Origin of the sequence: Corynebacterium sp. KPL4015, from assembly GCF_040225725.1 — a bacterium.
Lineage (GTDB): Bacteria > Actinomycetota > Actinomycetes > Mycobacteriales > Mycobacteriaceae > Corynebacterium > Corynebacterium rhinophilum.
The window spans coordinates 17479-31603 of sequence record NZ_JBEHGF010000028.1; the positions used below are offsets into that span (position 1 = coordinate 17479).

At 56.6% G+C, this 14125-nt stretch carries 16 protein-coding genes; 11 read left to right on the plus strand and 5 right to left on the minus strand.

Annotated elements, in window-relative coordinates; translation table 11 throughout:
- Positions 1 to 278: 278 nt before the first annotated feature.
- The 3 genes from ABRP64_RS09880 to ABRP64_RS09890 all read left to right on the plus strand — a co-directional run bounded on the left by ABRP64_RS09880 (position 279) and on the right by ABRP64_RS09890 (position 4010).
- The gene (locus ABRP64_RS09880) at positions 279 to 1046 is read left to right on the plus strand and encodes a Bax inhibitor-1/YccA family protein (protein WP_349866324.1); all 768 of its coding nucleotides are present in this window, start codon (positions 279 to 281) and stop codon (positions 1044 to 1046) included.
- Between the two features lie 371 nt (positions 1047 to 1417).
- Positions 1418 to 2131, plus strand: a complete 714-nt coding sequence (locus ABRP64_RS09885; RefSeq protein WP_284805825.1) for a DUF3558 domain-containing protein — start codon at positions 1418 to 1420, stop codon at positions 2129 to 2131.
- A 307-nt stretch (positions 2132 to 2438) separates the two neighbouring features.
- Positions 2439 to 4010, plus strand: coding sequence for a hypothetical protein (locus ABRP64_RS09890; RefSeq protein ID WP_284769954.1), 1572 nt, complete (start codon positions 2439 to 2441; stop codon positions 4008 to 4010).
- A gap of 55 nt (positions 4011 to 4065) precedes the next feature.
- Here ABRP64_RS09890 and ABRP64_RS09895 read toward each other — a convergent pair whose 3' ends face one another.
- From ABRP64_RS09895 to ABRP64_RS09905, 3 genes are all read right to left on the minus strand, one after another.
- Positions 4066 to 4338, minus strand: coding sequence for a thiamine biosynthesis protein X (locus ABRP64_RS09895; protein WP_284769953.1), 273 nt, complete (start codon positions 4336 to 4338; stop codon positions 4066 to 4068).
- A gap of 56 nt (positions 4339 to 4394) precedes the next feature.
- Positions 4395 to 4916 carry a transcription elongation factor GreA gene (greA, locus tag ABRP64_RS09900; protein ID WP_284769952.1) on the minus strand — a complete coding sequence of 174 codons (522 nt, stop codon included), beginning with the start codon at positions 4914 to 4916 and terminating at the stop codon, positions 4395 to 4397.
- 120 nt (positions 4917 to 5036) lie between these two features.
- Positions 5037 to 5507, minus strand: coding sequence for a DUF4307 domain-containing protein (locus tag ABRP64_RS09905; protein ID WP_284769951.1), 471 nt, complete (start codon positions 5505 to 5507; stop codon positions 5037 to 5039).
- 92 nt (positions 5508 to 5599) lie between these two features.
- Between ABRP64_RS09905 and mca the strand changes: the two genes are divergently transcribed.
- The 3 genes from mca to ABRP64_RS09920 are packed head-to-tail and all read left to right on the plus strand — an operon-like array spanning position 5600 to position 7594.
- Positions 5600 to 6490, plus strand: a complete 891-nt coding sequence (gene mca, locus ABRP64_RS09910; protein ID WP_284769950.1) for a mycothiol conjugate amidase Mca — start codon at positions 5600 to 5602, stop codon at positions 6488 to 6490.
- A gap of 3 nt (positions 6491 to 6493) precedes the next feature.
- Complete coding sequence (locus tag ABRP64_RS09915) at positions 6494 to 6805, plus strand: hypothetical protein (RefSeq protein ID WP_005280029.1); 312 nt, start codon at positions 6494 to 6496, stop codon at positions 6803 to 6805.
- A gap of 18 nt (positions 6806 to 6823) precedes the next feature.
- Positions 6824 to 7594, plus strand: a complete 771-nt coding sequence (locus ABRP64_RS09920) for an isoprenyl transferase (RefSeq protein ID WP_023026159.1) — start codon at positions 6824 to 6826, stop codon at positions 7592 to 7594.
- Between the two features lie 3 nt (positions 7595 to 7597).
- Here the strand turns inward: ABRP64_RS09920 and coaA are convergent, their stop codons facing one another.
- Positions 7598 to 8524: a type I pantothenate kinase gene (gene coaA, locus ABRP64_RS09925; RefSeq protein WP_284769949.1), complete on the minus strand. Its 927-nt coding sequence runs from the start codon at positions 8522 to 8524 to the stop codon at positions 7598 to 7600.
- 119 nt (positions 8525 to 8643) lie between these two features.
- Here coaA and glyA point away from each other — a divergent pair, with 119 nt between their 5' ends.
- Positions 8644 to 9927, plus strand: a complete 1284-nt coding sequence (gene glyA, locus ABRP64_RS09930; protein ID WP_284623156.1) for a serine hydroxymethyltransferase — start codon at positions 8644 to 8646, stop codon at positions 9925 to 9927.
- Here the strand turns inward: glyA and ABRP64_RS09935 are convergent.
- Positions 9924 to 10316: a DUF5997 family protein gene (locus tag ABRP64_RS09935; RefSeq protein ID WP_502880532.1), complete on the minus strand. Its 393-nt coding sequence runs from the start codon at positions 10314 to 10316 to the stop codon at positions 9924 to 9926. The two genes, glyA and ABRP64_RS09935, sit on opposite strands and share 4 nt — an antisense overlap.
- A 35-nt stretch (positions 10317 to 10351) precedes the next feature.
- Between ABRP64_RS09935 and ABRP64_RS09940 the strand changes: the two genes are divergently transcribed.
- The 4 genes from ABRP64_RS09940 (at position 10352) to ABRP64_RS09955 (ending at position 14041) form a co-directional block, all read left to right on the plus strand.
- Positions 10352 to 11026: a LysR family transcriptional regulator substrate-binding protein gene (locus ABRP64_RS09940; RefSeq protein ID WP_284782458.1), complete on the plus strand. Its 675-nt coding sequence runs from the start codon at positions 10352 to 10354 to the stop codon at positions 11024 to 11026.
- Between the two features lie 145 nt (positions 11027 to 11171).
- Complete coding sequence (locus tag ABRP64_RS09945) at positions 11172 to 11780, plus strand: LGFP repeat-containing protein (RefSeq protein WP_284782460.1); 609 nt, start codon at positions 11172 to 11174, stop codon at positions 11778 to 11780.
- A 236-nt stretch (positions 11781 to 12016) separates the two neighbouring features.
- Positions 12017 to 13381, plus strand: coding sequence for an RNA 5'-3' helicase PhoH2 (gene phoH2 / locus ABRP64_RS09950; RefSeq protein ID WP_284784648.1), 1365 nt, complete (start codon positions 12017 to 12019; stop codon positions 13379 to 13381).
- Positions 13382 to 13462: 81 nt separating this feature from the next.
- Entirely contained in the window at positions 13463 to 14041 is a 579-nt protein-coding gene (locus ABRP64_RS09955; RefSeq protein ID WP_284851583.1) for a GNAT family N-acetyltransferase, read from the plus strand.
- The last annotated feature ends 84 nt before the right edge of the window (positions 14042 to 14125 follow it).

Here is a 14125-nt window from a genome sequence, read left to right on the forward strand (position 1 = left end):
GTCCTGGCGGGGGTCGTTCGCCATAGTTAGTCGTCTCGTAGTCAGATGTTCCTTTGCAATCTGTTGACCTTCTTATGTCGAGGCTCTTTCCCGCGGCTCATAAGGCGCGAGAGCAAGTTTCTAGCAACAAAACTCGGGTTACGTCAGCGGAGGGACCGGTCCGGCAATAAATTTCCGAGAATCTTGAACAAATTATTCCAAATGAGGAACTTTGTGGGGCGTGATGACGTTGATCTACATGAGAAAGATGATTTGTACATCACTGAGAAAGGACAACCGTGCGTTCAAGCAATCCGGTTATGACCTCGCTGACTGAAAGTAGCCAGCAGCAGAACCCCAGCTACGCGGGCGAAGCCCCTCGCCCCATGACCGTGGATGACGTCGTCACCAAGACGGGAATTACCCTCGGCATCATTATCGTGGCCGCTGCTATCAACTTCTACTTGGGCACCATGAACCCTGGCACCGCCATGATGCTTATGCTGGTCGGCGGCATCGGCGGATTCATTACCGTACTTGTGGCTTCCTTTGGTCGGAAGTGGGGTTCACCGGCCGCAACCCTAATCTATGCGGTATTCGAGGGCTTCTTCGTTGGTGGCTTCTCCTTCGTATTCGCTAATAGCACCATCGGTGGTTCTAATGGCATGGCGCTGATTGGCCAGGCAATCGTCGGTACCATCGGCGTATTCATCGGTATGCTCATTGTCTACAAGACTGGTGCAGTAAAGGTCACTCCAAAGTTCACCAAGATTTTGGTCGGCCTCATTGCAGGTGTCGCGGTCATGGCCCTTGCAAACTCCTTGGGTGCCCTCTTCTTCGATTTCAACCCACTGCGCGATGGTGGCCCTCTCGCCATCATCTTCTCCCTAGTTTGCATTGTCTTGGCTGCTCTGTCCTTCCTGACTGACTTTGACCAAGCAGATCGCCTTATCCGTGCTGGTGCTCCTGCTAAGCAGGCATGGGGCGTGGCTCTCGGCTTGGCCGTAACCTTGGTCTGGCTCTACACCGAAATTCTTCGCCTGTTGAGCTACGTTCAGCGCAACTAAGTCTTTTTCATGCTTTCGGCCCGCACTACGGTGCGGGCCATTTTTGTGTCCGCGTTTGGCTTACAGGCCTGTAATTATTGGGGTAATTCAGGGGGTATTAAGTCGTTGTTTAGCCTTTAAGCGGGTAGGAGAGGACATTCAGGCTTAAGACAGCTAATGAGCAGCAAATTTCACCATTTTGGAAAGTTATAAATGTGGTGTGTGAGATAAATGAAATAGTTAAATAGTGATTAATTTGCGGGCTCGGCAAGAAATTTTTACGCGATTCATGCATGCTATGTGGCGGGAACGGGAAACCGGAAGGTAGAGAGTTCTCTCCTCTATTTTCTCCTCGTTCCAGCTCGTCTAGTAGGAGTAACCGAAGGATTGTTGTGAAACGTCAGGCAACCGTAGCAGCGCTGGTAGTCAGCTCGGTCGCGCTGAGTGGCTGCGTTGCGGAAGTCGGCTCGAGGAGCGCGTCAGAAGATGCCGCGATGACGGCAGAAGCTGATGGCACTAGTTCGGTCGATGGCGCGGGTGATGCCAACGGAAACCAGGGGGATGACGTGGAAGACAATGCGGGGGATTCGGAACACTCCAAAGGCGAGGACACGAGTGCTGGCGCCGGTCTTCGGGGGGAGACCGGCGCCACGGCAGATGGGGATTCCGGGGTACTACCGTCGCCGGGAGAATTTGATCCAGCTGATCCAGATTTCGAGCTATTCGACCCTTGTACGGAGATTCCAACGGACAGACTAAAAGCTGCGGGAATCGGGTCTCCTATTGGGGATACTCGGAGAATCTCCGGTTCCGTCATATGTACCTTTGAGTTCCAAGGTGACCAAAATCGGGGAGGAGTGGTTGGATTATCTGGAATGATTAGTTCCAGCCCGCTTGATGATTCATTGAATCGGGAAGAAAATCCAAAAGGAAACTCTTCAAAGTTTGGGGACGTTGAAGAAAATGAACTTTTTGGAGATATGTTTTGCACTGTAATCCAAGAAACCGTTCGAGGGGTTATACGAGTCAATTACTCAGGATTTAGTCCTGACGAAAGTTACGAAGAAAAGTGTTCAATTGCTAGCGGAGTACTAGCGAATCTTTAGGATAAAAATCGGGGGAATTATGAAAATCAGTAGTGAAAGTCTACTAAACACTGCCATGGAAACAGAGTTTCTAGGAACGGAACTTATGGTGGCGGTTGGGAATGCCCAATCACCGTTGGATTCGGCGTTTTCACCTGTCAGCGGAATCGACCATGTAGGGGCGATTCATCAGCGAATCCTTGAAACAGATCCCGGTTCCGCAGGTAATTCTTTAAGAGCTTTCTCGGAGCAATTGAAATGGCTCTACGACAGTCTTGCTCGTGAAGCCCGAGGCTTTGAAGCCCAAGAAGCTGCAAATAGTAGGGTGATGGATATCGCGGACGCTGGCGGTGAGATTGGCGTTGAATCGATGCCGATTATGGATCAGCCGGAGCCAGGGTATAGCCCGTTTATGTTTACTCCGCCTGTAGTTAACGTCGGTACGTCGATTACTAAGCTGGCAACGGACTTGATGTCTACGCAGATTTGGAGCGTATCCGAAGCTAATGCGCGGTGGAAGTCCTTAGGCTCCGAGGTTCGGGAGATCGTTAGCGGGCTTGAAAAAGCCGCGGGATCCTTGGAAAGCGAGAATGACAGCGAAACGACGTCGCGGGCGGCAGCGAAGATCCGAGAGGTAGCGGCCTCGGGGAAGCATTTTGTGGCCAATGCTGAAGCAATGGGAGAAAAGCTCACTGGTTTCCACTCGCGATTGATGATGATTCAGCCGTCGGCAATGGCAATGGCGATGGATATTATGAAGATCCCTGACCCGGCCGAACGAAAAATCGCAGAGACTGCGGCGTTGGCAAAGCTCCAACCGGATCTTCAAAGGTTTGCCATCGAGGCAATGCCTAATCAGCATGCGTTAATGGAACAGTCGCCAGCTGCCGGAGGGGGCGGTGTTGATGCCGGTTTGTCTGGCGTGGATGGCGATGGCCAGAAGTATAGTACCGACAGTGTTGTGTGGCCGCGCGCGATTCAGGAAGCTATTGCCCGCGGCGAAGTGGGGCCGGGAAACTTCGACGTGGCAAATGGTACGGTCCACGATTTGGAATCCGTCGGCATGACTCCAGAGGAAACCGCTGCGTTCCAAGAGCAATTGCACGCGGACGGCAGAAAGGCCGTTTCCCAATTAGGGGTGGGCGATGGAATAGATATCAGCGGTCGCGATGTCGCAACCAGTGGAGCCTCACTCCCTGGGGCGACGCCGCATAGTCAGCTAGGTTCTATGTCAATGGCTGGCGGTGGGCCCGGTGCTACGGGTATGGGCACTGGGGCCGGGTTAGGTACCGGAACTGGAATTGCAAGTGCCGCGGGTACTCCTACCTTCGGCGGGCGAGCTGGAAGTGGAAATCCTGGCGCGCTCCGCGGTGGCGGATTCAATCCAACGGCCGGGCTCGGTAGCGGGGCCTTGGGCACGGGTGGAAGGCCTGGTTCTGGCGTAGGCGGAAACATGGGTGCACTCGTAAATTCCGCCCCAGGACTAGGTGCTGGCGGAACCACTGCGCGCGGCGGAGCAGCTTTGCGTGGTGGCTCCGGTGAGAGCGTCGGCGCTCGCGGTGTGGGAGGCGCGCTTCCTCGCGGGGCAGGCGAATCTGCTGGCAATAGCAGCGGTGGTAACGGTAGCCGGGGACACCTTGAAAGGGGAGCTGTGCGCGAAGCTGTGGTGCGCGGGGGAGGCGCCATCAATAACCCCGGTGCCAAATCTGGCGCCGCAAGGCCAGCAGCAGGTATGCGAGCCTTTGCGCCAATGATGGGAACCCGGGGTCAGGGAAATGACAAGAACCGGGTGAAGGCGGTAACGACTCAAGTTGAGCGCGATCCTAATAAGCGAGATCTGTTGGGAGAACCACCGGCTGTTGTGCCTGGGGTTATCGGCAATTGGGCGCGAGAATCCTAGGCAGCGAATCGGGAAAGGAAAAGGCTGAAGGATAGTATCCTTCAGCCCATTTCTTTTATTGTGGCAGTTGCGTCGCGGTGGCGTTTGGCTGCTGCACAGGTTCCTCGACCCCGTTCTGCAGGCCCTCCGAATCCACCCCAGGTTCGGTGGTGACAGCAGATGAAGTCGTCTCGTCATTCTTCTGTGCCGGCGCCTCGCCGGTGAAGGTCGATGCGTTGTCGATCTTGCCGGATTCAGAATCCTGTTCGTTCGGCGGGTGGCATGCGGCCAAGGAAAGGCCGGCGGTAAAAACTAAACCAGCGGTGGCGAAACGGGAGAATTTCTTCATGGGGATGTGCTCTTTCTCCAGAGTAGTGAAGGCGGTAATGAGGTGGGAGGAGGAAATTAGGATTCGCGCGGGGTGGCGGCCTTGGCGGAATCGTATGGGGCAGCCGATTCGATGGTTACCGAAATGGTCTTTCCGTTTGGTGCGGAGTACTCGCGGGTTTCACCCTCCTGTGCACCGATGATGGCGGCGCCCAGCGGGGACTGCTCGGAGTAGGTCTCTAGGTCCTTGTTATCGGTCGCAGCGGCGCGGGTACCGATGAGGAAGGTTTCCTTATCGTTCTTGTCGCCGTTGTAGTACACGTGAACAACGCTGCCGGTGTAGGCAACGCCTTCCTGCATGGTGCCACGCTCGGTGGTGGAGTTGGCCAGCAGCTCAGAAATCTGCTTGATGCGGGCCTCTTCCTGGTCCTGCATCTCGCGGGCGGCGTCGTAGCCGGCGTTTTCTTTCAGGTCGCCCTCTTCGCGGCGCTCATTGATTTCCGCTGCCACCTCTGGGCGGTGATCGATGAGTTCCTGCAGCTCGGTCTCGAGCTTTGCCTTGGTTTCTGGGGTGATGTACTGCTTTTGCTGCTCAGCCATTCTAAAACCTTCCGTGCTGTGGAATAGTGGTCAAAGTCCTGCGATGATGGCGGGACCGAAGTTAAGTATGCAACCAGGCAATTGCCTAGTTCTAGGCTGTACAAATCCTAGCACATGGGGCTAGCGACTTTCCGCGTAGTCGGGATTGTCCATATCCAGGTAATCCGGGATATTGCCGGAGCAACCATAGGCTCCACCGGCGACGGCGCGGGCATTGGTGGGGACATCGACGGCAATGCGATGCGTCTCATTTCCGCCAGCGGGAACGGCAAATTCGCGGCGGCCTACCTCGGATTTGGAATAATCGTAAGCCTGCACGATGCAGTAAGCATCCTCATCGGTGTGATTGCGGGTTACGTCGACCCAGACGCGCGTGGTGTCATCGCTCAGAACCTCTTGAGTGACCATAGAAATCTGAGCATTGACGGATTCTTTTTCCCGAAAATACTGGAAGCCGTAGTAGAGAAGGGTGACGAGCATGGCGGCGAAAATTAACACCAGCGCCTTATTGGCCCAGCTACCAGAGTTCTTTTGTGATTTATCGCGCGAGCCGTAGCGCGCGGCGGAGCGAGAATTTCCGGCGGAAGTCATAGCCCTACTTTAACCGAGGAGTACCATTTTCCCATTATCTACTAAGATAGTGGTCTGTTCTAAAAGCTAGTTTTAAAGGGGATGGATTTTCAGTGAGCGACTTTCGCCTCCTAGCAATCCACGCACACCCGGATGATGAATCCTCCAAGGGTGCTGCGACAACGGCCCGTTACGCAGCAGAAGGTGCGGATGTAATGGTGCTGACCTGCACCGGTGGTGAACGCGGTGACATTATTAACCCGGCTATGGACCGTCCTGGTGTTAAGGAAAACATGGCTGAGGTACGCCGCGAGGAAATGGCTAAGGCAGCCCGCGCGCTTGGGGTCCAACACCAGTGGTTAGGCCACGTTGATTCTGGCCTGCCAGATCCTGAGGAAGGCAAGAGCATGGAAGACCTCTTGCCGGAAGGCTGCTTTGCCCTGATGGGCGATGATGCAGCGGCCCAGGAAATGGTGCGCGTTATCCGTTCATTCCGCCCGCAGGTCATCATTACCTATGACGAAAACGGCGGCTACCCGCACCCAGACCACCTCATGGTTCACCGAGCCTCCATGATTGCGTGGGAAAAGGCCGGTGACGCCTCTTACCACCCAGAACTGGGCGAGCCCTTCGAGCCGCTGAAGCTGTACTATTCGCATGGCTTTGTGTACCAGCGTATGAAGATGTTCCACGATCTTCTACTTGAAGAGGGAAAGCCCAGCCCGTACGGTCCTATGCTGGCGCGTTGGGACACGGCTTTCGGCGATATTATGGCCCGCGTTACCACGCAGGTGGAGTGCGCCGAGTACTTCCAAAACCGTGATGATGCGCTGCGGGCGCACGCGACGCAGATCGATCCTGCGGGCGCATTCTTGGCAACCTCCGTGGAGGTCCAACAGCGCTTGTGGCCAACGGAGGAGTTTGAATTAGCCAAGACCAGGGTATCGACCTCGCTGCCGGAAAATGATTTATTTGCGGGCATTGAAAAGAACGAGGAGACTTAAAGCATGAGCGTCTATGACTCCCTTTTCTTGGCTGCGCACGATGTCACTGTTCTTGCGCAAGGCACAGAAGGTGCAGAGGGCGGGCCGATGGGTCCCGAGTTTGGTAAAGCCTCGCCCATCGGGCTGCTTATCTTGGCTATCTTGGGCGTTGCCGTGCTGGTAGCGGGTTGGAATTTCCACCGTCGCTTTTCGCGCTTCCGTCGGCGCACTATGTTCGCTGAAGACCACGGAATCGATCCATTCGACGAAGAGGCAGTGGATGCGGCGCTCAAGGAAGCTGGCCTTTACGATAACCGCAAGAAGTCGATTTTCTAGCCGGTTGGAGTAATCAACGTGACATTTCTCAAGCGGCTGATGTACCCCTTGTATGAAGCACGCCTCGTGCGGCTTATCAAGGGCAGACCGCAGCCGAAGCACGTGGCGATCATGGCTGACGGCAACCGCCGCTGGGCGCGGGAAGCCGGTTTTACGGATATCAGCCACGGTCACCGCCAGGGGGCGAAGAAAATTGGGGAGATGATCGCGTGGTGCCGTGATACCGATATTGAGGTAGTCACCATCTACCTCTTGTCCACGGAGAACTTGAAGCGCAGCCAGCAGGAAGTGCAGCTGCTTTTTGACATCATCTCTGATGTGGTCACGCATTTGTCCCAGGGGGATCTGGATTGCCAGGTGCGCCTTGTGGGTAACTTAGATTTATTGCCCGCGCCGGTAACCCAGCGCATGGTTGACGCCGCTGAGGAAACCAAGGATAACCAAGGCGTCATTGTCAATGTGGCCGTGGGGTACGGTGGGCGCCAAGAAATCGTCGATGCCGTTCAGAAGCTGGTGCGCAGCGAGGCCGAAAAGGGCACGAGCGCGGCCGAGATGGCGGACCGTGTCACCGCGGATTCGATTACGGAACACCTTTATACCAAGGGCCTGCCGGACCCGGATTTGGTGATCCGCACCTCCGGTGAGCAGCGACTTTCCGGATTCCTCCTGTGGCAAGCAGCCTATTCAGAAATTTGGTTCACCGATACCTATTGGCCGGCGTTCCGGAAGGTAGATTTCCTGCGCGCGCTGCGTGATTATTCGCAGCGTTCGCGCCGCTTTGGCAAATAGCGGCTAGATTTTTCGCATCCGCACCTTTTCGACGAGGTGATGCGAGCCCTTTTTCAATACCAGGGATGCGCGCACGCGGGTGGGCAGGATATTTTCCACCAAATTTGGCAGGTTAATGGATTGCCAAATCTCGCGGGCTTGGGCGCGCGCCTGCTCATCGTTCATATCGGCATAAGCAGCGAAGTGAGCATTGGGTCTGCGGAATTCGGTGTGGCGCAGCGTGAGGAAGCGGTCGATGTACCACTGCTCAATATCGTCCGTGCGGGCATCGACATAGACGGAGAAGTCAAAAAGATCCGCGATGGTTAAGGTGGGGCTGGTTTGGAGGACGTTGAGGCCTTCCAAGATTAAGATATCCGGCTGGTTGACCTCTTGATAGCGATCTTTGACGATGTCATAGGTGATATGCGAATACAGCGGCGCTTTGACCACGGGTTTTCCGGATTTGACGTCGGTAACAAAGCGCATAAGTGCGCGGCGGTCGTAGGATTCGGGGAAACCCTTCCGCTTCATCAGTCCGCGGTCTTTAAGCGTTTGGGTGGGAAAGAGGAACCCGTCCGTGGTCACCAGGTCCACCTTCGGGTGAGAGTCCCAGCGCTGTAGGAGCACTTGGAGGAGGCGGGCGGTGGTGGATTTACCAACGGCCACGGAACCGCCTACGCCGATGACGAAAGGCACGTGCGTGGGAGGGTTGCCCAAGAAGGCTTCGGTGGCGGCGGTGAGTTGTTGCCGGGCGGTGACCTGCATGTGGATAAGGCGGGAGAGGGGGAGGTAGACGTCTGCCACCTCGTCCAAATCAATGCGATCGCCGATGCCGCGTAGCTCTTCTAGTTCGTTTTCTGTCAACACCTGTGGCATGGATTTGCGAAGATCACGCCAGGTTTCACGGTCAAAGTCGAGGTAGGGGCTTGAATCCAGGTTGCGCGCCATAGCCTAATTGTCGCACGCGATGATAAGGGAATTAAAAATTTGCCCCCTGTAAGGTAGCCGAAAGGTTATGATATGTAATAGTTCATACTGCTTCCTACCGAGAAGAGGACTAGTCTTATATGGCTTCTTTCAATACTGACCTGCGCGATCTTGACCCCGATGTTTTCGGCGCTATCCAGGGAGAAATTTCCCGCCAGCGCGAAACTCTAGAAATGATCGCTTCTGAAAACTTCGTGCCGCGCGCCGTCTTGCAGGCACAGGGTTCTGTCCTGACCAATAAGTACGCCGAGGGATACCCAGGGCGTCGTTACTACGGCGGCTGTGAGCACGTCGATGTTGTTGAGGATCTCGCACGCGACCGTGCGAAGGCGCTCTTCAACGCGGAATTTGCCAACGTGCAGCCACACTCCGGCGCGCAGGCGAATGCCGCAGTCCTGGCCAGCATCGCGGAACCGGGCGATAAGATCCTCGGCCTGTCCTTGGCGCATGGTGGACACCTGACCCACGGGATGAAGTTGAACTTCTCCGGCAAGCTTTACGATGTCGCGGCGTATGGTGTGGACCCAGAGACCATGCGCGTGGACATGGATAAGCTGCGCGAACAGGCGCTAAAGGAGAAGCCAAAGGTCATCATCGGCGGTTGGTCCGCGTACCCGCGCACCCTGGATTTCGCGGCCTTCCGCGAGATTGCCGATGAGGTGGGCGCTTACCTGTGGGTTGACATGGCCCACTTCGCGGGTCTGGTTGCCGCAGGCCTGCACCCGAACCCAGTGGAGCACGCCGATATCGTCTCCACCACCGTGCACAAGACCCTGGGCGGTCCGCGATCCGGCATGATCTTGGCCAAGCAGGAATACGCAAAGAAGCTGAACTCCAATGTCTTCCCAGGCCAGCAGGGTGGACCGTTGATGCACGCGGTGGCTGCAAAGGCTATTTCTATGAAGATTGCGGCCAGCGAGGAATTCAAGGAGCGCCAGGAGCGCACCCTTGAGGGCGCCCGCATTCTGGCTGATCGCCTCTTGGCGGAAGATACGCAGGCAGCTGGCGTGGACGTTGTGTCCGGTGGCACTGATGTCCACCTCGTCCTGGTTGATCTGCGCAATTCGCAGCTCGATGGTCAGCAGGCAGAAGACCTGTTGCACCAGGTAGGAATCACCGTCAACCGCAATGCGGTCCCGAACGATCCTCGCCCGCCGATGGTCACCTCGGGCCTGCGCATCGGCACCTCCGCCCTGGCCACCCGCGGCCTTGATGCGGAAGCCTTCACCGAGGTTGCCGATGTCATCGGCACCGCCTTGGCACAGGGCAATAACGCCGACGTCGAGGCGCTTCGCCGGCGCGTCGACAAGATTGCCGAGGATTACCCGCTGTATGAAGGCCTTGAGGACTGGAAGCTGGTTTAGTCCTTATCCTCGGCGGCGTCCTCGTTGACGTCGTGCCCGCGAGCCTGCGCCAGCGTGGCGCGGGCTCGCTGCAGCCACTCCGGCTGTTTTTCCAAAAGCTCGCTGATTTCCGCAGTGGTCAGCGGCTTATCCATGTCATTCTTCTTTAATGCGGTGACAGAAATGCCCAGCTTGTGGGCAACTTCCTGCCGGGGGTGGGGGCCTTCGCGGCGCAGCGTTTGCAGCCACTGTGGGGGATTGTGCTGCAATTCGCGTAGTTCTTCGTGGCTTACCGCGCTATTTTGAAATTCTTCGGGCGCGGCGGGCAGATAGATATTCAGCTTTTTAGCGGCGGTCTGCGCGCGCATTGCGGTACCGGACGGTTGCTGTTGGTTATGTTGTTCACTCACGGTTTAACCGTAGCACTTTCAGTAGACTGTGCTCCATGCTGCGCTTAGCCTTTGTGACCGGTACGGAACCTGGAAAATGGTTTCAGAGATTTCAGGACAATACTGCGCACGGCGGTTTATCTACCATCGATGCGGATGACGGCATGGCGGAATTGCTCGCAGGTCGCGTGGATCTGGCGTTAACGCGCCTGCCGGATGCGCGCGTGGATGACTCCTTCCACGTGGTCCGCCTTTATGAGGAGGCCCCCGGCATCGCGGTTCCAAAAGACTCCGTTTATGCGGAGGTGGGTGAGGAGCTGGCGCTTGCCGATGTCTCCGATGAGCACCTCAACTACCGCCTCACCGAGGCAGGTGAGGTCGATATCGCCGCCGTACGCGAAGCCCTGCAGGTGGTTGCAGCCAATGTGGGGATCGCCATCGCACCGCTGCCGCTATTAAAAATCCTCAGCAAGAAACAGGTGGTTCCGCTTGCGCTGAAGGGCAGCGAGGTACCGGTCACCGAGATCGCCTTGGTCTGGCGAAAGGCGGAGGATAGCGAGGCCATTCAGGATTTTGTGGGCATCGCTAAGGGCCGCACCGCCCGCTCCTCCAGGCAGGAAAAACCGAAGCGCACAGCCCGCGAAAAAGCTAAAGCCAAACAGTCTCGAAGGATTGTTAACAATCCGTTACAAAAGCAGAAGAAGCGCCCTAAGCAGCGCAAACGGCGATGAACTGAAAGCCGATCCGCTCAATCTCCGGTGCACACAGTGGCACGGCAGTGCAGATCGCTGTACGGTTGGCTGCGCTCGCCACAATGGCGGCTGAAAACTACAGTGAACTAATTTTTCGGCTGAAATGCGAAAGGTAGATTTAGAAATGCGCAAGATTACTCGTCGTATTGCAGGTGGCTTCGCGGCCGCAACCCTCTCCGTTGCTCTCGTTGCATGCTCGGACGCAGAGGATGCCGTTGATGACGCCAAGGATAGCGCTGGCTCCGTAGCCGCAGACGCATCGGATGCTGCCGGCTCTGCCGCAGCCGATGCCACCGACGCCGCAGGCTCCGCTGCCGCAGAAGCAACTGGCTCCAAGGACGATAATGCAGAGGGCGCCAAGGGCGATACCCAGACCGTCACTACTGCAAATGGCGAGGAAGAAGTTGCCGCTGACCTTGCAACCGCCATCGAGGAAAAGCAGGCAGAGTGGGGCGACGTGCAGAGCGTAGAGTCCTCCGATAAGGGCACCTTGGCTACCTTCGAGGGCGGCAAGCACTTGGTCTACTCTGAGGAGACTGGTGCACAGCCGGTCATCGGCAAGATTGCTGAAACCTGGGTAAACGAGGGTGGCCTCGACTCTTCCGTTGGCCTGCCTACCAAGCCAGAGGCTGACGCAACCGAGGCGAACGGCTGGACCCAAGAGTTTAGCAACGGCACCATCTCCTGGACTGAGGGTGAAGACGGCCAATTCAAGGCTGATATTGAGGCCTAAGAGCTAAAAGTCGGCACCCACCCAAACGGTAGGCCGATTATCTCTCGTCACTTTCCCTGCGGGTTGTCCCGCAGGGATTTGTCGTTTTCTTAAAGTTCATCTTCCACCCATGTGATTTCAACCTTGGGTGCTTAGGTTGGGTGGCAGCCCCCAAGAGATCGCAGCACTAGCGGTATTGGGGGACAGACAAGGAAGAACAGCTTTCTACCGTTTCACAAAGGAAGATTCCTGCCACCATGACTCGCCCCTCTGTACTTTCTACTCCACTAGGCACCACCGATAATGACGTCGCTACCAAGACCTATGTCCTCGATACTTCGGTCTTATTATCTGACCCGTGGGCGCTGCGAAAATTCGCTGAACACGAGGTCGTCCTTCCCGTCGTGGTTATCTCTGAATTAGAAGGAAAACGTCATCACCCGGAGCTTGGCTGGTTCGCCCGCCAAGCTCTTCGCTTTTTGGAAGAGCTGCGCGCTACGTATGAGGCGCTCGACCAACCCGTTCCGGTAAATGTAGCTGGCGGTACTTTGCGGGTAGAGCTTAACCACCAAGACCAGTCGCTCTTGCCGGCCGCATTCCGCGGGCCGGAAGGGGACCACCGCATCTTGGCCTGCGCCTTGAACCTGGCGCACGAGGGCAAGGACACGGTCTTGGTCACCAAAGACGTACCGCTGCGCGTCAAGGCCGGCGCCGTGGGCGTGCAGGCCGATGAATACCACGCCCAAGACGTCATTTTGACTGGGTACTCCGGTATGGCCACCGCCTATACCACCACAGATGTCATCGACGCCCTCTACAGCGATGGGGAAGTGCTGCTAGACGGGGTTGTCACGGACGATGACACCCCGGTTGAAGACTTGCCGGTGCACTGCGGCATCACCTTGATTGCCGGCGCGCAATCTGCCTTGGGGCGCATCATGCCGGACGGGGCGGTGCGCTTGGTGCGCGGCGATCGCAATGCCTTCGGCGTGCAGGGGCGTTCGGCGGAACAACGCATTGCCTTGGATCTGCTGCTGGATCCGGAGGTTGGCATCGTTTCCATCGGCGGTAGGGCCGGTACTGGTAAATCAGCGTTGGCATTGTGCGCAGGCTTGGAGGCTGTCTTGGAACGCGGAGAGCACCGCCGCATTGTGGTCTTCCGGCCCATGTACGCCGTCGGCGGGCAGTCGCTGGGGTACCTGCCGGGCTCTGAATCAGAGAAGATGAACCCATGGGCTCAAGCGGTCTATGACACCTTGGAAGGCCTAGTCTCTGACAACGTCCTAGAAGAGATTCACCAGCGTGGGCTCATCGAGGTCCTGCCACTGACCCATATCCGCGGCCGGTCCCTGCACGATGCCTTCGTTATCGTGGACGAGGCGCAGTCATTGGAGCGCAATGTTTTGCTCACCGTGCTCTCGCGCTTGGGGGAAGGCTCGCGAGTAGTGCTCACCCACGACGTTGCCCAGCGCGATAACCTGCGGGTGGGCCGCCACGATGGGGTACAGGCGGTCATCGAAAAGCTCAAGGGCCACGAGCTCTTCTCGCACATTACCCTTAAGCGTTCGGAGCGCTCCGCCATTGCGGAACTGGTAACCGATCTATTAGAAGGCAACGACTAAGTGAGGGCCGGATGAAAGCGATTTCGCAGACAGCGAATTTAATGAATTCTTTATAGAAAAAATCACCCAAGACCAGTAATAATGGTGCTTATGAGCGAGAACGCCAAGAAGACGTCTGCGGACGATAAGAAAAAGGATTTCCGTATTCGGCCCTTCACTTCGGCCGATTACCCGCAGATGCGGGAAATCTACGAGCAGGGCCTGCAAACCGGCCATGCCACCTATGAAACCCGATCCTTGACCTACGAGGAGTTTACGAGCTCCAAGATCATGGCCTCGGTGCACGTAGCCGTTGAGGCGGACGATGATTCCAAGGTATTGGGGTGGGTTTCGGCCGCTCCGATTTCCTCGCGCACCGTCTTCCACGGCGTCGTGGAGGATTCCATTTACTTGGGATCTGATGCCCAAGGCCGTGGCATTGCAGGGGCCTTGCTCGATTGCCTCATTGAAGTGTGCAAGGACCTGCACAAGTGGGCCATCCACTCTTGGATCTTCCCGGAAAATGAAGGTTCTGCGGGCCTTCACAAGTCCCGCGGTTTTGAAAAGGTCGGCACCTACTCACACATGGCCAAGATGACCTATGGTGAGTTGGCCGGTCAGTGGCGCGATACCGATGTCTACGAGCTCCTGCTTCCCAAGCCGGAGGAAAAGAACAGTTAAAGGGCACTCGGGGATGCGGACGAAATCTTGGAGGATTTTCCGTATGTCTAATATTCGATACACGAATGCGCAACGACTTAAGGC